Origin of the sequence: Rhodoferax sp., assembly GCF_028689295.1 — a bacterium.
Classification (GTDB): domain Bacteria; phylum Pseudomonadota; class Gammaproteobacteria; order Burkholderiales; family Burkholderiaceae_C; genus Rhodoferax.
Window position 1 is genome coordinate 185,535 of record NZ_JAQTWL010000002.1, and the last position, 19,326, is coordinate 204,860.

Sequence of the window (19,326 nt, forward strand, 5' to 3'; positions counted from 1 at the left end):
CTCTTGACCGCGATGGGATAATTTACAGCATGACGATTACTTACAAAGACCCCGACGGCATTGCCGGCATGCGCATCGCCGGCCGCCTGGCCGCTGAATTGCTGGACTATCTAGCCCAGTTTGTCAAACCTGGCATCACCACCAACGAGCTCGACCGGCTGGCCGAAGACTACACCACACAGGTGCTTGGGGCCATCTCGGCACCCTTGAACTATGCGCCGGGTGGCCACAACCCCTACCCCAAATCGATCTGCACGTCGATCAACCACCAGGTCTGCCACGGCATTCCCAACGACAAGCCGCTCAAGAAAGGTGACATCATCAATATTGATGTCACGGTCATCAAGAACGGCTGGCATGGCGATTCAAGCCGCATGTACCAGGTGGGCGAAGTGTCCATCGCGGCCAAACGCCTGTGCAATCTCACATACGAGGCCATGTGGAAGGGTATCAGACAAGTGCGTGACGGCGCTTACCTGGGTGACATTGGGCATGCCATCCAGACCTTTGCCGAAGGCCACGGCCTGAGCGTGGTGCGCGAATACTGCGGCCACGGCATCGGCCAGAAGTTTCATGAAGACCCGCAGGTGCTGCACTACGGAAAGCCGGGCACGCTGGAGCAGCTCAAGGCCGGCATGACCATCACCATTGAGCCCATGCTCAACATCGGGCGCAAGGAAATCAAGGAACTGGGCGACGGCTGGACCATCGTCACCAAAGACCATTCTCTATCAGCCCAATGGGAGCACACCGTGCTGGTGACGCCCACCGGCTATGAGGTGTTGACCCTGTCCGCCAACAGCCCGCCAATCCCCGAATTTGTCAAGCCTGCTGCGCCCGCGATCACCCTGGCGGTTGCCTGATTCGCAATTTTCAAAACAGCTTTCCATGATCGATCTTAAAGTCCTGCGCGAGCAATTCCGTGCCAATAAAACGGCTCTTTTCCAATCGTTGGCAGAAGGAAACAGCAGTGCGCGCGGCGTCGCGGCCACCTTGGGCAAGCTCTCCGCCCTGGCCGATGACACTCTGAAGACCTTGTGGCAGCGCGCCGATTTTCCCCAAGGCCTGACGCTGGCTGCCGTGGGTGGCTATGGCCGGGGAGAGCTGTTTCCATATTCGGATATCGATGTTCTGGTGCTGTTGCCCGATGACATCATGCTGGAGCACGACGCCGACCTGAAAGTCCGTATCGAGGGGTTTATTGGCAGTTGCTGGGACGCCGGGCTGGAGATCGGCTCCAGCGTGCGCTCAGTGGCCGACTGCCTGAACGAGGCGGCTAAAGATGTCACGGTGCAAACCTCTCTGCTGGAGTCGCGCCTGATCACTGGCAACTCAGCCACCTATGATGCGTTCAAACGCCAGTTTGTTGCCGCCATCGACCCGCAGGCATTTTTCATAGCCAAAACCCTGGAACTGCGCCAGCGCCACAATAAGTTCGACAACACGCCCTACTCGCTGGAGCCCAACTGCAAGGAGTCGCCCGGCGGTCTGCGTGATTTGCAGGTGATCTTGTGGGTGGCCAAAGCGGCGGGGCTGGGCAACAATTGGAGCGAGTTGGCCAAAAATGGCCTGGCAACTGCTTTTGAAATCAAACAGATCAAGCGCAACGAGGCCTTGCTGTGGCTGATTCGCACCAGACTGCACCTGATCGCCAAACGCCGTGAAGACCGGCTGATTTTCGACATGCAAAATGCGGTGGCGCAGGCCTTCGGTTTTGAAGCGCCGCCAGCGACCGCCGACCGGCGCTCTCTGGTGCGCCCAAGCGAGGCGCTCATGAAACGCTACTACTGGGCCGCCAAGGCGGTGACCCAGCTCAACCAGATCCTGCTGCTCAACATCGAAGAGCGCCTGAGCCCCAGCACCCATGAACCACGCCCCATCAACGCCCATTTTTCCGACAAGGCAGGCATGGTCGAAGTGGTCAGTGACGACCTCTACCAGCGCGAGCCGTACGCCATCCTGGAAACTTTCCTGGTGTTCCAGACGGCCGGCATGAGTGGCTTGTCGGCGCGCACGCTGCGCGCCCTCTACAACGCCCGTGACCTGATGAACGGCGCCTTTCGCAAGGACCCGATCAACCACACCACCTTCATGCAAATCCTGCAGCAGAACAGCGGCATCACCCATGCCATGCGGCTGATGAACCAGACTTCGGTGCTGGGACGCTACCTGTGGGCGTTTCGCCGCATCGTCGGGCAAATGCAGCACGACCTGTTTCATGTTTATACGGTGGACCAGCATGTGCTGATGGTGCTGCGCAACGTGCGGCGCTTCTTCATTGTCGAGCACGCCCACGAATACCCATTTTGCTCGCAACTTGCCAGCGGCTGGGACAAGCCCTGGCTTTTGTATGTGGCGGCCTTGTTTCACGACATTGCCAAGGGCCGTGGCGGCGACCACTCGCAGCTGGGCGAAGTCGAGGTGCTGCGCTTTTGCAGGCAACACAACCTGAGCCGGGAAAATACCGAACTCATTGCCTTTGTCGTGCGGGAACACCTGACCATGAGCCGCGTGGCCCAGAAAACCGACCTCAGCGACCCTGATGTCATCGCGACCTTTGCCAAACGCGTGGGCAACGAGCGCTACCTGACCGCGCTCTACCTGTTCACAGTGGCTGACATTCGGGGCACTTCGCCCAAGGTCTGGAACGCCTGGAAAGGCAAGCTGCTCGAAGACCTGTACCGGCTGACGCTGCGCGTGCTCGGCGGCCACGCCGCCGACCCGCATGTCGAAGTCGAGACCCGCAAGCGCGAGGCCCTGATCCAGCTGGCCCTGCACGCCCAGCCCTTTGAGGGGCACAAGGCCTTGTGGGACACGGTCGATGTCGGCTACTTCATGCGCCACGACGCCTCCGACATTGCCTGGCACACGCGTCAGCTCTCGCGTCATGTGAATTCAGGCAAGTCGATTGTGCGTGCCCGCTTGTCGCCGCTTGGCGAAGGCCTGCAAGTGCTGGTTTACACGCCCGACCAGCCCGATCTGTTTGCCCGCATTTGCGGCTACTTCGAGCAGCGCGGTTTCAGCATTCTGGACGCGCGCATCCATACCGCCTACAACCACTATGCGCTCGACACGTTTCAGGTCACGGCCGAGGCCATGCCCGAGCTCTACCATGAGTTGACCAGCATGGTGGAGACCGAACTGGCACGCGCCATTTTGCAGAAAGACCCGCTGCCCGCACCCGGCAGGGGCCGGGTATCGCGGCGCGTCAAGAGCTTCCCGATTGCACCCCGTGTCAGTTTGCAGCCCGATGAAAAAGGCCAGTGCTGGCTGCTCAACATCTCGGCCAGCGACCGGGTGGGCTTGCTCTACTCGGTGGCCCGCGTGCTGGCCCGGCACAAGGTCAATGTGCAACTGGCCAAGATCAACACGCTGGGTGAACGCGTCGATGACACCTTTTTGGTAAACGGCCCCGAACTGCAGGAAAACAAGGCGCAGATCGCCATCGAGACCGAACTGCTGGAAGCGCTGGCCTGAGGCTTCACGAGCCCTAATCGTCCGCAGCGTCAGCCAGTTCGGGAAACAGCACCGAGGTAAAGCCGAACTGCGAGAAGTCGCACATCCGCATCGGGTACAGCATACCGAGCAGGTGGTCACATTCGTGCTGCACCACGCGGGCGTGAAAACCTGCCACGGTGCGGTCGATCGGGTCGCCATACTGGTCAAACCCGGTATAGCGAATCTGCTCGAAACGCGGCACCTTGCCACGCAGGCCGGGCACCGACAGACAGCCTTCCCAGTCTTCAGTCTGGTCAGCCGAGAGCGGCGTGATGACCGGGTTGATCAGCACCGTACGGGGCACGACCGGCGCCTGCGGGTAGCGCGGGTTGATGCTGTCGGTGCCAAAAATCACCAGCTGCGAATCGACGCCAATTTGCGGCGCCGCCAAGCCAGCGCCATCTGCCGCGCGCATGGTGTCAAGCAGGTCGGTGATCAGCAGGTGTAGTGCATCGGTGTCAAACGCGGTCACGACCTGCGCCACGCGGAGCAGGCGCAGGTCACCCATTTTGAGAATTTCACGCACCGCCATCAAGCATCTCCTTCAACTGGTCTTCATCGAGCACCGCCACACCCAGCTCGCGCGCCTTGTCGAGCTTGCTGCCGGCCTCGGCACCCGCCACCACAAAGCTGGTTTTCTTGCTGACCGAGCCCGCCACCTTGCCGCCAGCGGCCTCGATCATGGCCTTGGCCTCTTCCCGCCCCAGCGTGGGCAGGGTGCCGGTGAGCACAAAGGTCTGGTCGCTCAAAGGCTGTGCCGCCACCGGCGCGGGCTCGCCCTCGGGCCAGGTGACACCGCAGGCGCGCAACTGCTCAACCACCTCGCGGTTGTGCACCTGGTCAAAAAAGGTGCGAATGCTTTTGGCCACGATGGGCCCCACGTCGGCCACCGCCAGCAATTGCTCTTCGCAGGCGTCCATGATGGCGTCGAGTTTGCCAAAGTGGCGCGCCAGCGCCTTGGCCGTGGCCTCGCCCACATGGCGAATGCCCAGGCCAAACAGAAAACGCGGCAACGTGGTCTGTTTGGATTTTTCCAGGGCGTCCAGAATGTTTTGCGCTGACTTGTCGGCCATGCGCGCCAGATTCGCCAGGGCCGTGAAGCCCAGCCGATACAGATCTGGCAGGATGCTGATGATGCCTGCATCGACCATTTGATCGACCAGTTTGTCGCCCAGGCCTTCAATTTCGACGGCGCGCCGCTGCGCATAGTGCAAGATGGCCTGCTTGCGCTGGGCGCTGCAAAACAGGCCGCCAGTGCAGCGGTAGTCGGCTTCGCCCTCCTCGCGCACCGCCGCACTGCCGCACACCGGGCACTGACGCGGCATGGTGAAGATGGCAGGATCGTCCACGCGCTTGTCGGGCAGCACACTCACCACCTCGGGAATCACGTCACCCGCACGGCGCACGATCACCGTGTCACCCACGCGCACGTCCTTGCGACGCGCCTCGTCCTCGTTGTGCAGGGTGGCATTGGTCACGGTCACGCCGCCAACAAACACCGGCGCCAGCTTGGCCACCGGCGTCAGTTTGCCAGTGCGCCCCACCTGCACGTCAATGGCCAGCACCGTGGTCAGCATCTCTTGCGCCGGAAACTTGTGCGCCACGGCCCAGCGCGGCTCGCGCGTGACAAAGCCCAACTGGCGCTGCAGCACCAGGCTGTTGACCTTGTACACCACACCATCGATGTCAAAGCCGAGGCCATCGCGCTGCGCGCCAATCGACTCGTAATACGCCACCAGCTCGGCAGCACCCTGTGCAATTTTGATCAGGCTTGATACCGGAAAACCCCAGGTTTTCAGGGTCTGCATCATCTCGAAATGCGTCTGCCATACCGGTCCGCCAGCTTCTGGCGCTGTGACTTCACCCAGGCCATAGGCAAAAAAACTCAAGGGGCGCTGTGCCGCAATGGCCGGATCCAGCTGGCGCACCGCCCCGGCGGCAGCGTTGCGCGGGTTGACAAAGGTTTTTTGCCCAATTGATCGTTGCTTGGCGTTAAGTGTCTCGAAATCGTCGCGGCGCATATAGACCTCGCCGCGCACCTCCAGCACAGCGGGTACATCAAAGGGCAAGCGCAGCGGAATCTGGCCAATGGTGCGGATATTTTGTGTCACATTCTCGCCAACCTCGCCGTCGCCGCGCGTGGCGGCCTGCACCAGCACGCTGTGTTCATAGCGCAGGTTCATCGCAAGGCCGTCAAATTTGGGCTCGGCCACATACTCAAGCGCTGGGTCGGCCTCCGTCATCTGCAGCTCACGGCGAATGCGGGCATCAAAATTCTTCGCGCCACTGACCTCGGTATCGGTTTCGGTGCGAATACTGAGCATCGGCAGCGCGTGGCGCACTTGGGCAAACTGCTCCAGCAGCTTGCCGCCAATGCGCTGGGTCGGCGAATCGGGCGTGATCAGCTCCGGGTGCCGCGCCTCCAGCGCCTGCAACTGGCTGAAAAGCCGGTCGTATTCGGCATCTGGAATGGTGGGCGCGTCCTGCACGTAATAGCGATGCGCGTGCTCATGCAGGGTCTGGCGCAATTGCGCCATCGCGCTAGCATCGTCAGGCTCGGGCGCAAACAAATCGGGCGTGGTCATACACCAAAGCCTTCAGGAAAAAAGCCGTCGCGCCAGGGGCGAGCCCGCCGCCAGTTCATGCTGCTCCAAGATGTCGTACAACTGCTCCAGTTCAGCAGCGATCACCGTCATGGCGTCAGGCGACAAGGTCGCGCCCTGGTCGTCGGTGACCACACCATCCATATCCTGGGCCAGCGCATCGGCCACGGCGCGCAGGCGCTCGAATGGCTTTTCGCTGCGGTCCACCTGCGCCACATCCAGGCCCAGGGTGATCTGGCGCAGGGCAGATTGCGTCGGGTCATCCGCCAGGGCTGCCAGCGCATCGAAGCTCAGGCTCACCACCGGCGGCAAGCCGGCGGTGCTGGCAGGCATCACCAGGCGCCCGGCCAGGGAACCCATGACAAAGCCGTGCCGCGCCGAGGTTTGCTGAATGTAGCTGGGGCTCCAGGCCACCCGGCGGGCCTGCACCATCAGCACCAGTTGCGCGTCGTGGCCGCTGGCAAACTGGTCGAGTTCGCGCGCCCGGTTGACTTCGCTGCGCATGACGGGCAAATCGGGGGTGCCGTTGATGGCATCGCAAAAGTTTTGCGTCTTCATGACAAATTCGGAAAACTCGATGTCATTGAGCGCACCTGAGCGGTTGGCCAGTTGCACACCGGCCTGCAACTGGCTGTAAGTTTGCCCCACCGTGGGCGGCTCCCAGCGCTGTGTGGCGGCATTGAGTCCCTCGATGGCAAACGGCTTGCTGCCGACCCTGCGCGTGGACGGCAGGGCCACCAGCACGGCTTCGCCCGACAAAGGCGCTTCAAGCGCAATCGGGGCAACGGCATCGATCAAGGCATCGAGACCCGGCTTTTTCTCGGGGGCCGGGCCGGGCAAGGCATCGCCCGCGAGCGGAAAGTCGTTTAAATGCGGTTCGATGCGCCCCGCCTCGTGCTCCGTGGTTCGTGGCTCGGTCGGCTCAGCCTGGCGCGGCCGGCTCTTGCGCGCCTGCCAGCCGTAATAGCCCGCCATGGCGAGCAGCAGCAACACGCCTAACAACAACAGACTCATTTGCAAGGACATCATGATTCTCCCCATTCAGACATCGACAGGGCAGCTTCCATATCGACCGCCACAATGCGCGACACGCCTTGTTCCTGCATCGTCACCCCGATCAGTTGTTTGGCCATTTCCATGGCAATCTTGTTGTGGCTGATGAACAAAAACTGGGTGCTCTGGCTCATGCTGGCCACCAGTTTGGCATAACGCTCGGTGTTGGCGTCGTCCAGCGGCGCATCGACCTCATCGAGCAGGCAAAACGGCGCCGGGTTGAGCTGAAAAATAGCAAACACCAGCGCAATGGCGGTGAGGGCTTTTTCCCCACCGGAGAGCAGGTGGATGGTCTGGTTTTTCTTGCCCGGCGGCTGCGCCACCACCTGCACGCCGGAGTCCAGAATTTCTTCGCCGGTGATCACCAGGCGGGCATTGCCACCACCGAACAGCTCCGGGAACATCTTGCCAAAGTGCTCATTGACCTTGTTGAATGTGTCTGACAGCAGCTCGCGGGTTTCACCATCGATCTTCTTGATGGCGTCTTCGAGCGTGGCCATGGCTTCCTGCAGGTCTGCCATTTGCGCGTCCAGAAATTGCTTGCGTTCGCGGGCGGCGGCCAACTCGTCCAGAGCCGCCAGGTTGACCGCGCCCAAAGCGGCAATGTCGCGGTTGACACGGTCGATTTCGCCCTGCAGGCCGGCCAGGCGCACATGGTCCCGGGTGATGGACAGCGCCACGGCTTCCAGATCGGCCTGGGCGTCGTTCAAGAGCTGGCTGTATTGCTCAAAACCGATGCGGGACGCTTGCTCCTTGAGCTGGAACTCGGTGATGCGGGCGCGCAAGGGATCGAGCTCGCGCTCGAGTTGCAGGCGGCGCTCGTCACTGGCGCGCAGCTTGGCGGTGAGGTCATCGTACTGGCTGCGCCGGGCGCTTAATTCTTGTTCGCGCTGCAACTTGACCGCCAGTGCCTGTTGCAGGCCGCCCTGGGCAGCGGCATCGTTCAAACGGGTCAATTCATCCTGGGCACGCTGGCTCTCGGCAGCCACCGCGGCAGCCTGGGCCGCCGCCGTTTCGATGGCGCGCGACAACTCGGCTTTGCGCGCGTCCAGGCTGCGCAGGGTAAACGTGGCTTCCTGAGCCTGGCGCTCCAGGCTGCGTTGCTGCTCACGACTCGCGCCCAGCTTGCGCTCGGCGTCCATCACCTGGTCATCGAGCTCTGCATGGCGCTGTTGGGCTGTGGCTAGCTGCATGTCAAGTTCCTCAAAGCGGGCCTCTGCGGTGATGCGGCGCTCCTGCAGATCGCCCAACTGGCCTTCGAGCTCGGCCAAGTCGCCAGCAATCTGGGCGCTGCGGCTGCGCGCCTGCTCAGCGTGCTGGCTCAATTGCAGGGTTTGCACTTGCAGGGCGTGCGCATCTTGTTGCGCCTCCAACGCCTCCTTGCGGGCGCTAATCATGCGCTGCGCCACATCGGCATAAGCCGCATCTAAGCGCACCAGCACGGTACGGGCTTCGTCGCTGATCAGCACTTGCGCACGCAGCTCTTTCTCCAGGTTTTCAATCTCCCGGGCGCGCGCCAGCAAGCCCGCCTGCTCGGAATCGGGCGCGTAAAAGCCTACGCTGTGACGACTGACGGCATGACCCGTTTTGACATAGATGGTGTCACCGGGCTGCAACGCTTCGCGGCTGACCAGGGCGTCTTCGAGACTGGCTGCGGCATAACAGCCCTGCAACCAGTCATCGAGCACGGCTTTTTGGCCCGCATCGTGCAGCCGCAGCAAATCGGACAAGCGCGGCAAAGCCGAAGCGGGCGCGTTATGAGCGGCGGTCGGCGGGCTGTAAAACGCCAGCTTGGCCGGCGGTGCGTCCTGCGCAAAGGCGCACACTAGTTCCAATCGGCTCACTTCCAGTGCGCCCAGACGCTCGCGCAAAGCGCCCTCCAGCGCGTTTTCCCAACCCTGTTCAATGTGCAGGCGACTCCACAAACCGTGCAGATGGTCGAGTCCATGCTTTTTCAGCCAGGGCTGCAGTTTGCCGTCGGTTTTTACCCTGTCCTGCAGCGCCTTGAGCGCTTCCAGCCGAGCCGAGAGCTCGGCCAACTGAGCCAATTCACGGTTCACCGTTTGCTGCTGGTTGCGCCTGCGCTCATCGAGCTCGGGTGCGCTGTCGGTCAGCGCCTCCAGGCGCGCCTGGACCACATCCAGATCACCCAGCGCTTGCGCCAGCCGGCCTTGCTGCTCGGCTAACTTGAGCTCATCGGGTGCCACCAGGTTGTTGCGGTCGGTCAGCAGGCGCTCGCGTCGTGTGCCCAATTGGTGCGACTGTTCTTCAATGCCGCGTTGTTCAGCAGCGAGCACGCCGATCTGTTGCTGCACATCGGCGACGCTGGCGCGCTGCGCGTTGGCGTTGTTCTGTGATTGGCGCAAGGTCTCATCCAGCGTTGGCAGGTACTGCGCCTGTTCTTCCAGTTGGGCGGTCAGCAATTCGTTCTTTTCCTCGCCCAGCAATTCAAGCTCGGCCAGGTCATCGAGCGCTGTTTCTGCGTCATGCCGGCGCATGGCCCACTCGGTGGTCTGCTCCAGCAGGGTGCGCAAACGCTGCTCCACGCGCTGCCGGCCTTCCACCACAAAACGGATCTCCGCCTCCAGTCGGCCGACCTCGGCGCTGGCTTCGTACAACTTTCCCTGCGCCTGGTTGACCTGGTCGCCAACGGCGTAATGGGCCTGGCGCACGGTCTCCAATTCGGCCTCGATGTGGCGCACATCGGCCAACCGACCTTCCAGCGCATTCACCGCAGTCAGTCCTTCGGCCTGGATGCGATCTTGCTCAGCTTGCGACTCAGCGCGCTTCAAAAACCAGAGCTGATGCTGCTTGCGTGTGCCGTCTATGGTCAAAGCGTTGAACTTTTGCGCCACTTCGGCCTGTTTTTCGAGCTTGTCGAGGTTGGCATTGAGTTCGCGCAGAATGTCTTCGACTCGGGTCAAGTTCTCGCGCGTGTCGCCCAGGCGGCTTTCAGTCTCGCGGCGGCGCTCCTTGTATTTGGACACGCCTGCCGCCTCTTCCAGGAACAGGCGCAATTCTTCAGGTTTGCTCTCGATGATGCGGCTGATGGTGCCTTGGCCGATGATGGCGTAAGCGCGCGGCCCCAGGCCGGTGCCCAGAAACACATCCTGCACATCGCGCCGGCGCACCACCTGGTTGTTGATCAGGTAGCTGCTGTTGCCGTCGCGTGTGAGCACGCGCTTGACGGCAATTTCGCCAAACTGGTTCCATTGACCGCCGGCGCGGTGGTCGTCGTTGTCGAACACCAGTTCGACGCTGGCGCGGCTTGCGGGTTTGCGCGTGGTGGTGCCGTTGAAGATCACATCCTGCATCGACTCGCCGCGCAGCTCCGAAGCCTTGCTCTCACCCAGCACCCAGCGCACCGCATCCATGATGTTGGATTTGCCGCAACCGTTGGGCCCGACCACACCGACCAGTTGCCCGGGCAGCAAGAAATTGGTGGGCTCGGCAAACGACTTGAAGCCTGATAACTTGATGGAATTGAGACGCACGGAAATCGGTGAAGACAGCTGGAAAAAGGCACAACGGCCTAAAACCAAGGCCGTCACCAAAACGAGCCATCATGATACCTTGATGAAGATACCTCCAACCCGCCGCAAGGCGTCCTCTATATTCCTATGAAGAATATGATAATCATTTAAATGTAGTTTGAAATATATGAATTGACCCGTAAAGTCCGCATCCATGGCTGATATCGCTTTTATTTTTGCTGGTTTTTTCGTTGGCTTCGTGGTCGGCTTGACCGGAGTGGGCGGCGGTTCGCTGATGACGCCGATTCTGATTTTTGTCTTTGGCGTCAAGCCTTACATGGCCGTAGGCACCGACCTGCTGTTTGCGGCCTTCACCAAAATGGGCGGCTCCGTCAAGATGGCGCGCTCCGGCCTGGTGCCCTGGCGCGTGGTGCTGCACCTCAGCGCCGGCAGCATTCCGGCGGCTTTGGTCACGCTGTGGGTGCTCAAGAACGTAGGACCGGCCGATGCCGCCATCCAACGGTTGATGACCTCCACCCTGGGGGTGGCGCTGCTGTTCACCGCCGCCACCACCCTGTACAAGGCCGTGCGCGGCAAGGCCGCACCAATCCGCATCGCCGCTGGCCAGGAGGCTCTTGCCTCCACACCGCGCCACTGGATTTTGCCGCTGTTGTTTGGCGCCCTGATCGGTACGCTGGTATCGCTGACCTCGGTGGGAGCCGGTGCCATTGGTGTCACCGCGCTGATGCTGCTTTATCCCATGTTGCCGCTGCCGCGTATTGTGGCCGCCGACATTGCCTATGCCGTGCCCTTGACCCTGGTGGCCGGTGTCGGCCATGCCTCGCTGGGGTCGGTGAACTGGTCGATGCTGGGCTTGTTGCTGGCCGGCTCACTGCCCGGCATCTGGCTCGGTGCGCACTTCATGATCCGCGTGCCAGACCGCGCCATCCGCGCGCTGTTGTCGTTGTTGTTGGCCTATGCCGGCACCAAGCTGATTGCCATCTAACGCTCTTTTTTAAATTTTGTTAACCCAGACTGAAACCATGTACCAATACACCGACTTCGACCGCCAGTTTGTCCGCCAGCGCGCCGCCCAGTACCGGGACCAGCTCGAACGCAACCTGCGCGGCGAGCTCAAGGACGACGAATTTCGACCTTTGCGCCTGCAAAACGGCTGGTATGTGCAACGCTACGCACCCATGTTGCGCGTGGCCGTGCCCTATGGCGAGCTGGCCAACCGCCAGCTGCGCGTGCTGGCCCAAATTGCCCGCGAGTATGACCAGCCCAGTGCCGCCGTCTACCATCACGCCAGCAAGGCCCAGGCCGAACTCGGCACGCCACACCTGCCGGTGGGTTACGGCCACTTCAGTACCCGTCAAAACGTGCAGTTCAACTGGATTCCTTTGGAAAAAAGCGCCGACGTGATGGACCTGCTGGCCACGGTTGACCTGCACGGCATCCAGACCAGCGGCAATTGCATACGCAACATTACCAGCGACGCGCTGGCCGGCATAGCGCCGGACGAAGCCATCGACCCCCGCCCTTATGCTGAAATCATGCGCCAGTGGAGCACGCTGCACCCGGAGTTTGCGCATCTGCCGCGCAAGTTCAAGATCGCCATCAGTGGCGCCGCTGAAGACCGCGCCGCCACCGCATGGCACGACGTGGGCCTGCACCTGCGCCACGATGCGAAGGGCCAGGTCGGCTTCAAGGTGCTGGTCGGCGGCGGCATGGGGCGTACCCCGATGATTGCCAGCACGTTGCGCGAGTTTTTGCCCTGGAACCAGATTCTGAATTACCTCGAAGCCGTGGTGCGCGTTTTCAACCGCTTTGGCCACCGTGACAACCTTTACAAGGCGCGCATCAAGATTCTGGTCAAGGCCGAGGGTCAGCGTTTTGTCGATGAGGTCGAAGCGGAGTTCGAGAGCATCCTCACGCACGACGGCGCCGCGCACGCGATTCCCCAGGCCGAGCTGGACCGGGTTTCGGTCCATTTCTTGCCGCCGGTCACCATGGATCGCCACGGCCTGCGGCCTTGCGATGACGGAGCTCCCGTCATTGCGAGCGAAGCGCGGCAATCCATGTCTTTGTGCGCAACCGATTTACCCGACTACCAGCGCTGGCTCGCGCAGAACGTGCGTGCCCACAAAAATCCGGCCTTGCGCGCGGTCACGCTGTCGTTCAAGCGCCTGGGCCACGCGCCCGGCGACGCCACCGCCGACCAGCTTGACGCCGCCGCCGACCTGGCCGACCGCTTTAGCGCCGGTGAAGTCCGCGTGACCCACGAGCAAAACCTGCTGCTGCCCTGGGTGGCCGAGCACGACCTGACCGCGCTGTGGCAGGCCGCCCGCAAACTGGGCGTGGCCAGGGCCAACATCGGTCTGCTCACCGACATGATCACCTGCCCCGGTGGCGACCTGTGCGCGCTGGCCAATGCCCGCTCGCTGCCGCTGGCCGCAACCATCACCGAGCGTTACCAGGACCTTGACGAACTGTTCGACATCGGCCCGATCGACCTGCACATCAGCGGCTGCATGAACTCCTGCGGCCACCACCACACCGGTCACATTGGCGTGCTCGGCGTGGACAAGGACGGCCGCGAGTGGTACCAGATCTCGCTCGGCGGCTCCGACGGCAGCCTGCTCAGCGGCGCCGCCGTGCCCGGCAAGGTAATTGGCCCGGCGTTTGCTGCCAGCGAAGTGACCGACGTGGTCGAAGCGCTGATCGACAGCTACCGCGTGTACCGCAAAGCGGGCGAAACCTTCATCGACTGCGTGCGTCGCGTTGGCATGGAGCCCTTCAAGCTGGCGGCCAACGGGGTGCGCCATGAAACCCGCAACGGCAACCAAGTGCCGGATGCGCACCTGGCCACCGCCGATGCTGCGTCGGTCTAAACCATTGAACATCATGACAAATACACTCAGATTAATCGTTGCTCACGACTCTTCTTCTGGCGCCAAAAACCAGAACGTCGTTGAACTTTCAAACCATGCCGATCCCGCCGGCCTGTCGCTGCAAGGCATTGAACAAATCAGGCTGAGCTTTCCCAAATTTACCGATGGCCGTGCCTTCAGTCAGGCTTATTTGCTGCGCCGCCGTCTGGGCTTCAAGGGTGATTTGTGTGCCACCGGCGATGTGCTGGTGGACCAGCTGCTGCAAATGAAGCGCTGCGGCTTCAGCTCGGCGGTGCTGCGCGCTGACCAGAGCATGGACCACGCGCAACGCCAATTGGGCCACTTCGCCAGCTATTTCCAAGGCGACGCCACGCACCCGCAACCCCTGTTTACATCTGAAGGAGCCTCCGCATGAATGCAATAGACCTGAACGCCCGCGCCTCTGCCGACTTTGCACACAAGTTGGCTGAAACCCGGAACCTGTTGAAACAAGCCGCGCTGGACTACGCGCCACGCGCGCCAGGTGAAGAGCCACGCATCACCCTGGCTTGCAGCCTGGGCGCCGAAGACATGGTGCTGGTCCACCTGGTCAACAGTCTGCAGCTCGACATTGGCATTTTTGTGCTGGAAACCGGCCAGTTGCACGCCGAAACGCTGGCGCTTTTGCATCACCTGCAAGCCACATCACGCGCTCCGGTGCAGGTTTATACGCCGGTCAATGAGGCCGTGATCCAGTTCGTGAAACGGGAAGGCACCGAGGCCATGTACCACAGCATCGCCCTGCGCAAAAGCTGCTGCAACGTCCGCAAGATGGAGCCGCTGGGCCGCGCGCTGGCCGGCAAAGCCGCCTGGATCACCGGGCTGCGCCGTGAGCAATCCGGCGCGCGCGCCGAAGTGCCGTTGATCGACACCTCGGATGCCAGCCGCGCCAAGCTCAACCCGTTGGCCAACTGGACTTGGGGTGACGTGTGGTTCTACATCTCGGAAAACAAGGTTGACTACAACCCGCTGCACGACCAGTCTTACCCCAGCATTGGCTGCGCGCCGTGCACCCGCGCCATCAGCGCCGGCGAAGACTTCCGCGCTGGCCGTTGGTGGTGGGAAGACGAAGCCGCCAAAGAGTGCGGTCTGCACGTCGTCCAAGGCGGCCATGGCGTCAAGGCCAAACCAGTCACCGAACAAGAATTAGCCCCCGCATGAACGTCCGACTAGATGCCAAGCTGTTCCAGCAGCAAGGCAGGCACCATGCTGACCACCTGAGCAACGCCCACCTGGACGCGCTGGAGGAGGAAACCATCTTCATCCTGCGTGAAGTGGCTGCCGCCTTCGAGCGCCCCACCCTGCTGTTTTCGGGCGGCAAAGACTCGCTGGTGATGCTCAAGTGCGCCGAAAAGGCCTTCGGCACCCCGGCCAACGGCGGCAAGATTCCCTACCCGCTGCTGATGATCGACACCGGCCACAACTTTGTTGAGGTCACCGACTTCCGCGACGCCCGCGCCGCCGAGCTGGGAGCCGAACTGATCGTGCGCAGCGTCGAAGACTCGATGGCGCGCGGCACCGTGCGGCTGGCACACCCGGGCGAGTCGCGCAACGTGCACCAGTCGGTCACGCTGCTCGAAGCCATCGAGGAATTCCGCTTTGACGCGCTGATTGGCGGTGCCAGGCGTGACGAGGAAAAAGCCCGCGCCAAGGAGCGCATCTTTTCCCACCGCGACAGCTTCGGCCAGTGGCAGCCCAAAGACCAGCGGCCCGAGCTGTGGACGCTGTTCAACACCCGGCTGCAACCCGGCGAGCATTTCCGCGTGTTCCCGATCAGCAACTGGACCGAGCTCGACGTCTGGCAATACATCGCCCGCGAAGCCATCGCCCTGCCCTCGCTCTATTACACCCACCAACGCGAAGTGGTCGAACGCAAGGGTCTGCTGGTGCCGGTGACCGAGTTGACGCCGTTGAAACCGGGCGAAGTGGCCGAGCTGCGCAACGTTCGTTTTCGCACCGTGGGCGACATCACCTGCACCTGCCCGGTGGAAAGTCTGGCCGCCACGCCCGACCACATCGTGCTGGAAACGCTGGCGGCTGACGTGAGTGAGCGCGGCGCCACCCGCATGGACGACAAGACCTCAGAGGCTTCGATGGAGAAGCGCAAGAAAGACGGATATTTTTAATGAACACCATGACGGGATTCACCATCTCCAAGGACGAGGTAACCACCATTCGCCCTGAGCTTGTCGAAGGGTCGGCTTCGACAGGCTCAGCCCGAACGGACTTTGGCTCAGCCCTCAAATTCATCACTTGCGGCTCCGTCGATGACGGCAAAAGCACGTTGATCGGCCGCCTGCTGATCGACAGTCGCTCGGTGCTGCAGGACCAGCTGGCCAACGTCTCCAGAAGCGGCGAGGCCGACCTTGCGCAGTTCACCGACGGCTTGAGCGCCGAGCGCGAGCAGGGCATCACCATCGACGTGGCCTACCGCTACTTCAACACGGCCAACCGCAAGTTCATCATCGGCGATGCGCCCGGCCACGAGCAGTACACCCGCAACATGGTCACTGCCGCCAGCAGCGCCGACGCCGCCGTGGTGCTGGTCGATGCCACCAAGCTGCAGTGGCAAGATCCGAACCTGAAGCTGCTACCGCAAACCCGGCGGCATGCTTTGCTGTGCCATTTGCTGCGCGTGCCCGGAATTGTGTTCGCGGTGAACAAGCTCGATGCGTTGGGTGATAACGCGACACCGGCGTTTGCCAACATCCGTGGCGCGCTAGCAGGTTTTGCGCAGGATGCCGACCTGGAAGTATCAGCCATCGTCCCTATTTCTGCACTCAAGGGCCACAACGTGGTCGAATCCGTGGATGGCTGGTGCGACTACACCGGCCCGAGCCTGCTCGATATCCTGGAGGAACTGCCGGTGACGCCTGCGGACACGGCACTGCCGCTGGCCTTTCCAGTGCAATGGGTGGAAAAATTCTCGGCCAGTGCCGACATCACGCAAGGCCGCCGGGTGTTCTGGGGCCGGGTGGCCGCTGGCATCGCGCAAGTTGGCCAGCGCATCCAGGTGCTGCCCAGCGGGCAAACCGCGACTGTGGCACAGGTGCTGGGCCATACCCGCAAGCCGCTGAGCGTGGCAGCAGGTCACAGCGCGGGCATTGTGCTCGACCGCGAGGTGGACGTGTCACGCGGCGACTGGCTGCTGGCGCTTGACTCACCAGCCCCCTGCCGCGAGTTGAAGGTCACCGTGGCCTGGATGGATGGCGAGCCGCTGGTGGCCGGGCGCACCTATTGGGCCCTGCACGGCCACCGCTGGGTCAAGGCACGCGTCAAGCGCGTGGTGCACCGCCTCGACATCAACACGCTGGCTGAAGAAGATGCGGATGCGCTGCCCGCCAACAGTATCGGCCACGTCGAACTGCAATTGCAAGAGGGCATTGCCGCGCGGCCATATCAAGAGTCTCGCGTGCTCGGTGCTTTGGTGCTGGTCGATACCGCCAGCCACAGGACTGCGGGTGCGGTCTTGCTCAATTGATGCAAATCAAGGCGCATCATGTCCAATGCCATTATGCTTCGCAGCCCTGAACGTGAGCCTTTAAAATCACGCTTTTGCATTCAACCGAAGAACCCTCAAAATGACCCATACCGTCACCGAAGCCTGCATCAAATGCAAGTACACCGATTGTGTCGATGTCTGCCCCGTGGACTGTTTCCGAGAGGGCCCCAACTTTTTGACCATCGATCCCGATGAATGCATCGACTGCGCGGTCTGCATTCCAGAATGCCCGGTCAACGCCATTTACGCCGAAGAAGACGTGCCCAAGGACCAGCGCCACATGACCAAGCTCAACGCCGAGCTGGCCAAGCTGCCAACCTGGAAAAGCATCACCAAACGCAAAGCCGCTTTGCCCGAAGCCGAAGAGTGGAAAGACAAGACCGGCAAGCTCTCCGAGCTGATACGCTGAACCTCAATCTGTCATTGCGTGCGTAGCGCGGCAATCCATGCCCGAATCCGCAGTCATCCACACCGACGCACTGGTCATCGGGGCCGGGCCGGTGGGCTTGTTCGAGGTGTTTCAGCTCGGCCTGCAAGGCATTCACACCCATGTGGTCGATGTGCTTGACCAGGCTGGCGGTCAGTGCATCGCGCTCTACCCCGACAAGCCCATTTACGACATTCCCGGCCTGCCTTACAGCACCGGCCGCGAGTTGACCCAGCGGCTACTTGAACAAATTGCACCCTTCAAGCCCGAGTTTCATTTCAACCAGCAGGTCGGTCAGGTCAACCGCCAAGCCGATGGTAGGTGGCTTGTCGCCACGCCAGTTCAGCAATTTCTGACGCGCGCGCTGTTTATTGCCGCCGGGGTGGGCGCCTTTGTTCCCAAAGAACTCAAAGTGGACGGCCTGGCAGCGTTTACCGGCATGCAACTGTGGTATCGCCTGAACCCCCCTGATCTATTAAAGGGCCAGCAAGTGGTGGTGGTGGGCGGTGAAGATGCCGCGGTTGAATACGCCATTGCATTGGCCGCCAACGAATCGCAGCGAGCGCAACGTGTTACTTTGCTGCACCGACGAGATGTGCTGCTGGCCAGCCCCGCTGCATTGGCCCAATTGGCCGAACTGCGCGCCAGTGGGCGCATCCGATTTGTCGCCGGACAAGTCACCGGCATCCAGACCCGTGCTGATCGGCTCAGCGGCGTGGTGATCAACACCCCCGATGATCAATCGCTGACGCTGGCGCTGGATGCCTTGCTGGTTTGTCAGGGCATCAGCCCCAAGCTGGGCCCCATCGCCCAATGGGGGCTGGCCATGGAACGCAAACAGCTCAGCGTCGATCCGGCCAGCTTTGCCACCAACGCGCCCGGCATCTATGCCGTGGGCGACATCAACACCTACCCCGGCAAAAAGAAACTCATCCTCTGCGGTTTCCATGAAGCGACGCTGGCCGCCTTCGCCGCCGCCAGCTATTTGAACCCGCAGGCTTCTGGCGTTTTGCAATACACCACCAGCAGCGCGCTATTGCAGCAGCGCCTCGGCGTTCAATAGCTACTTGCCCACCAGCTGGTTGAGCTTGTCGGCCTCGAAGTGCTCCTGCAACGCGGCATCGCCCGGCACGACCGTGGTGGCGTTGCGCTGGCAGGTGAGTTTTTCCAGGGATTGCCACAACATGGCGATCTGGTGTTCCTGGGTGGCCGCGTTGTCGATCAAACCGCGAAGGGCCTGGCTCAGTGGGTCGTCGTTTTGGGTGACCCCGTAAGCCGAAAAACCCATTTTGGAGGCCACTTCTTCGCGCCTGACATCGAGTTCGGCCTGGATGATGCGCGCCGGATTTCCCACTGCCGTGGCGCCGGCGGGCACCGGTTTGGTCACCACTGCGTTCGACCCCACCTTGGCGCCGTCGCCCACGGTAAAGCCGCCCAGCACCTGCGCCCCGGCGCCCACCACCACGCCACGGCCCAGGGTGGGGTGGCGCTTGGTGCCTTTGTAGAGCGAGGTGCCGCCCAGCGTGACACCCTGGTAAATGGTGCAGTCGTCGCCGATTTCTGCCGTCTCGCCCACCACCACGCCCATGGCATGGTCAAAAAACACCCGTTCGCCAATTTTGGCACCGGGGTGGATTTCGATACCGGTCAAAAACCGGGCCAGTTGCGAGATGAAGCGCCCGAGCCATTTGAAGCCATGAACCCAGCAGGCATGCGCCAGCCGGTGCAGCAACACCGCGTGCACACCGGGGTAGCAGGTCAGCACTTCCCAGGCGCTGCGCGCCGCCGGGTCGCGCTCCAGAATGCATTGAACGTCGGATTTGAGTCTTGAAAACAT

At 62.0% G+C, this 19,326-nt stretch carries 15 protein-coding genes; 10 read left to right on the top strand and 5 right to left on the bottom strand.

The genetic code is table 11. The annotated features are described in order from the left end of the window. Positions 1–29 precede the first annotated feature (29 nt). Positions 30–863 carry a type I methionyl aminopeptidase gene (map, locus tag PHF15_RS03220; protein ID WP_300118900.1) on the top strand — a complete coding sequence of 278 codons (834 nt, stop codon included), beginning with the start codon at positions 30–32 and terminating at the stop codon, positions 861–863. A gap of 25 nt (positions 864–888) precedes the next feature. Then, positions 889–3,477 (top strand): [protein-PII] uridylyltransferase, encoded by a 2,589-nt coding sequence (locus PHF15_RS03225; RefSeq protein WP_300118902.1) that lies wholly within the window; start codon positions 889–891, stop codon positions 3,475–3,477. Positions 3,478–3,490: 13 nt separating this feature from the next. On the opposite strand, the gene def is transcribed toward PHF15_RS03225, so the two are convergent. From def to smc, 4 genes are read right to left on the bottom strand one after another with little or no spacing between them, the layout of a single operon-like run. Then, on the bottom strand, positions 3,491–4,030 hold the full coding sequence (gene def, locus PHF15_RS03230) for a peptide deformylase (protein WP_300118903.1): 540 nt from the start codon (positions 4,028–4,030) through the stop codon (positions 3,491–3,493). Continuing rightward, the gene (ligA, locus tag PHF15_RS03235; protein ID WP_300118904.1) at positions 4,017–6,083 is read right to left on the bottom strand and encodes an NAD-dependent DNA ligase LigA; all 2,067 of its coding nucleotides are present in this window, start codon (positions 6,081–6,083) and stop codon (positions 4,017–4,019) included. Before ligA ends, def begins: the two co-directional genes overlap by 14 nt. Before the next feature lie 12 nt (positions 6,084–6,095). Next, a complete protein-coding gene (locus PHF15_RS03240) occupies positions 6,096–7,130 on the bottom strand; it encodes a cell division protein ZipA C-terminal FtsZ-binding domain-containing protein (protein ID WP_300118906.1) in 1,035 nt (344 codons plus the stop codon). Then, positions 7,127–10,648: a chromosome segregation protein SMC gene (gene smc, locus PHF15_RS03245; RefSeq protein ID WP_300118908.1), complete on the bottom strand. Its 3,522-nt coding sequence runs from the start codon at positions 10,646–10,648 to the stop codon at positions 7,127–7,129. The genes PHF15_RS03240 and smc overlap by 4 nt, the downstream gene beginning before the upstream one ends. A 193-nt stretch (positions 10,649–10,841) precedes the next feature. Here smc and PHF15_RS03250 point away from each other — a divergent pair, with 193 nt between their 5' ends. The 8 genes from PHF15_RS03250 (at position 10,842) to PHF15_RS03285 (ending at position 18,552) form a co-directional block, all read left to right on the top strand. Beyond that, positions 10,842–11,633, top strand: a complete 792-nt coding sequence (locus PHF15_RS03250) for a sulfite exporter TauE/SafE family protein (RefSeq protein ID WP_300118910.1) — start codon at positions 10,842–10,844, stop codon at positions 11,631–11,633. 37 nt (positions 11,634–11,670) lie between these two features. Then, positions 11,671–13,521, top strand: a complete 1,851-nt coding sequence (locus tag PHF15_RS03255; protein WP_300118911.1) for a nitrite/sulfite reductase — start codon at positions 11,671–11,673, stop codon at positions 13,519–13,521. A gap of 13 nt (positions 13,522–13,534) precedes the next feature. Next, positions 13,535–13,936 carry a DUF934 domain-containing protein gene (locus PHF15_RS03260; protein WP_300118913.1) on the top strand — a complete coding sequence of 134 codons (402 nt, stop codon included), beginning with the start codon at positions 13,535–13,537 and terminating at the stop codon, positions 13,934–13,936. Beyond that, positions 13,933–14,721, top strand: coding sequence for a phosphoadenylyl-sulfate reductase (locus tag PHF15_RS03265; RefSeq protein ID WP_300118915.1), 789 nt, complete (start codon positions 13,933–13,935; stop codon positions 14,719–14,721). The genes PHF15_RS03260 and PHF15_RS03265 overlap by 4 nt, the downstream gene beginning before the upstream one ends. Further along, a complete protein-coding gene (cysD, locus tag PHF15_RS03270; protein ID WP_300118917.1) occupies positions 14,718–15,686 on the top strand; it encodes a sulfate adenylyltransferase subunit CysD in 969 nt (322 codons plus the stop codon). The genes PHF15_RS03265 and cysD overlap by 4 nt, the downstream gene beginning before the upstream one ends. An 8-nt stretch (positions 15,687–15,694) precedes the next feature. Then, positions 15,695–17,041 carry a GTP-binding protein gene (locus PHF15_RS03275; RefSeq protein WP_300118919.1) on the top strand — a complete coding sequence of 449 codons (1,347 nt, stop codon included), beginning with the start codon at positions 15,695–15,697 and terminating at the stop codon, positions 17,039–17,041. Positions 17,042–17,141: 100 nt separating this feature from the next. Beyond that, positions 17,142–17,471 carry a ferredoxin FdxA gene (fdxA, locus tag PHF15_RS03280; RefSeq protein ID WP_300118921.1) on the top strand — a complete coding sequence of 110 codons (330 nt, stop codon included), beginning with the start codon at positions 17,142–17,144 and terminating at the stop codon, positions 17,469–17,471. Between the two features lie 37 nt (positions 17,472–17,508). Then, positions 17,509–18,552, top strand: coding sequence for an NAD(P)/FAD-dependent oxidoreductase (locus PHF15_RS03285; protein ID WP_300118923.1), 1,044 nt, complete (start codon positions 17,509–17,511; stop codon positions 18,550–18,552). Here the strand turns inward: PHF15_RS03285 and cysE are convergent, their stop codons facing one another. Continuing rightward, a complete protein-coding gene (gene cysE, locus PHF15_RS03290; RefSeq protein WP_300118924.1) occupies positions 18,553–19,326 on the bottom strand; it encodes a serine O-acetyltransferase in 774 nt (257 codons plus the stop codon).

Coding starts and splice junctions, on each gene's coding strand:
- map (WP_300118900.1), top strand. CDS start 30: ATGACGATTACTTACAAAGACCCCGACGGCATTGCCGGCATGCGCATC.
- PHF15_RS03225 (WP_300118902.1), top strand. CDS start 889: ATGATCGATCTTAAAGTCCTGCGCGAGCAATTCCGTGCCAATAAAACG.
- def (WP_300118903.1), bottom strand. CDS start 4,030: ATGGCGGTGCGTGAAATTCTCAAAATGGGTGACCTGCGCCTGCTCCGC.
- ligA (WP_300118904.1), bottom strand. CDS start 6,083: ATGACCACGCCCGATTTGTTTGCGCCCGAGCCTGACGATGCTAGCGCG.
- PHF15_RS03240 (WP_300118906.1), bottom strand. CDS start 7,130: ATGATGTCCTTGCAAATGAGTCTGTTGTTGTTAGGCGTGTTGCTGCTG.
- PHF15_RS03250 (WP_300118910.1), top strand. CDS start 10,842: ATGGCTGATATCGCTTTTATTTTTGCTGGTTTTTTCGTTGGCTTCGTG.
- PHF15_RS03255 (WP_300118911.1), top strand. CDS start 11,671: ATGTACCAATACACCGACTTCGACCGCCAGTTTGTCCGCCAGCGCGCC.
- PHF15_RS03260 (WP_300118913.1), top strand. CDS start 13,535: ATGACAAATACACTCAGATTAATCGTTGCTCACGACTCTTCTTCTGGC.
- PHF15_RS03265 (WP_300118915.1), top strand. CDS start 13,933: ATGAATGCAATAGACCTGAACGCCCGCGCCTCTGCCGACTTTGCACAC.
- cysD (WP_300118917.1), top strand. CDS start 14,718: ATGAACGTCCGACTAGATGCCAAGCTGTTCCAGCAGCAAGGCAGGCAC.
- PHF15_RS03275 (WP_300118919.1), top strand. CDS start 15,695: ATGACGGGATTCACCATCTCCAAGGACGAGGTAACCACCATTCGCCCT.
- fdxA (WP_300118921.1), top strand. CDS start 17,142: ATGACCCATACCGTCACCGAAGCCTGCATCAAATGCAAGTACACCGAT.
- PHF15_RS03285 (WP_300118923.1), top strand. CDS start 17,509: ATGCCCGAATCCGCAGTCATCCACACCGACGCACTGGTCATCGGGGCC.
- cysE (WP_300118924.1), bottom strand. CDS start 19,326: ATGTTTTCAAGACTCAAATCCGACGTTCAATGCATTCTGGAGCGCGAC.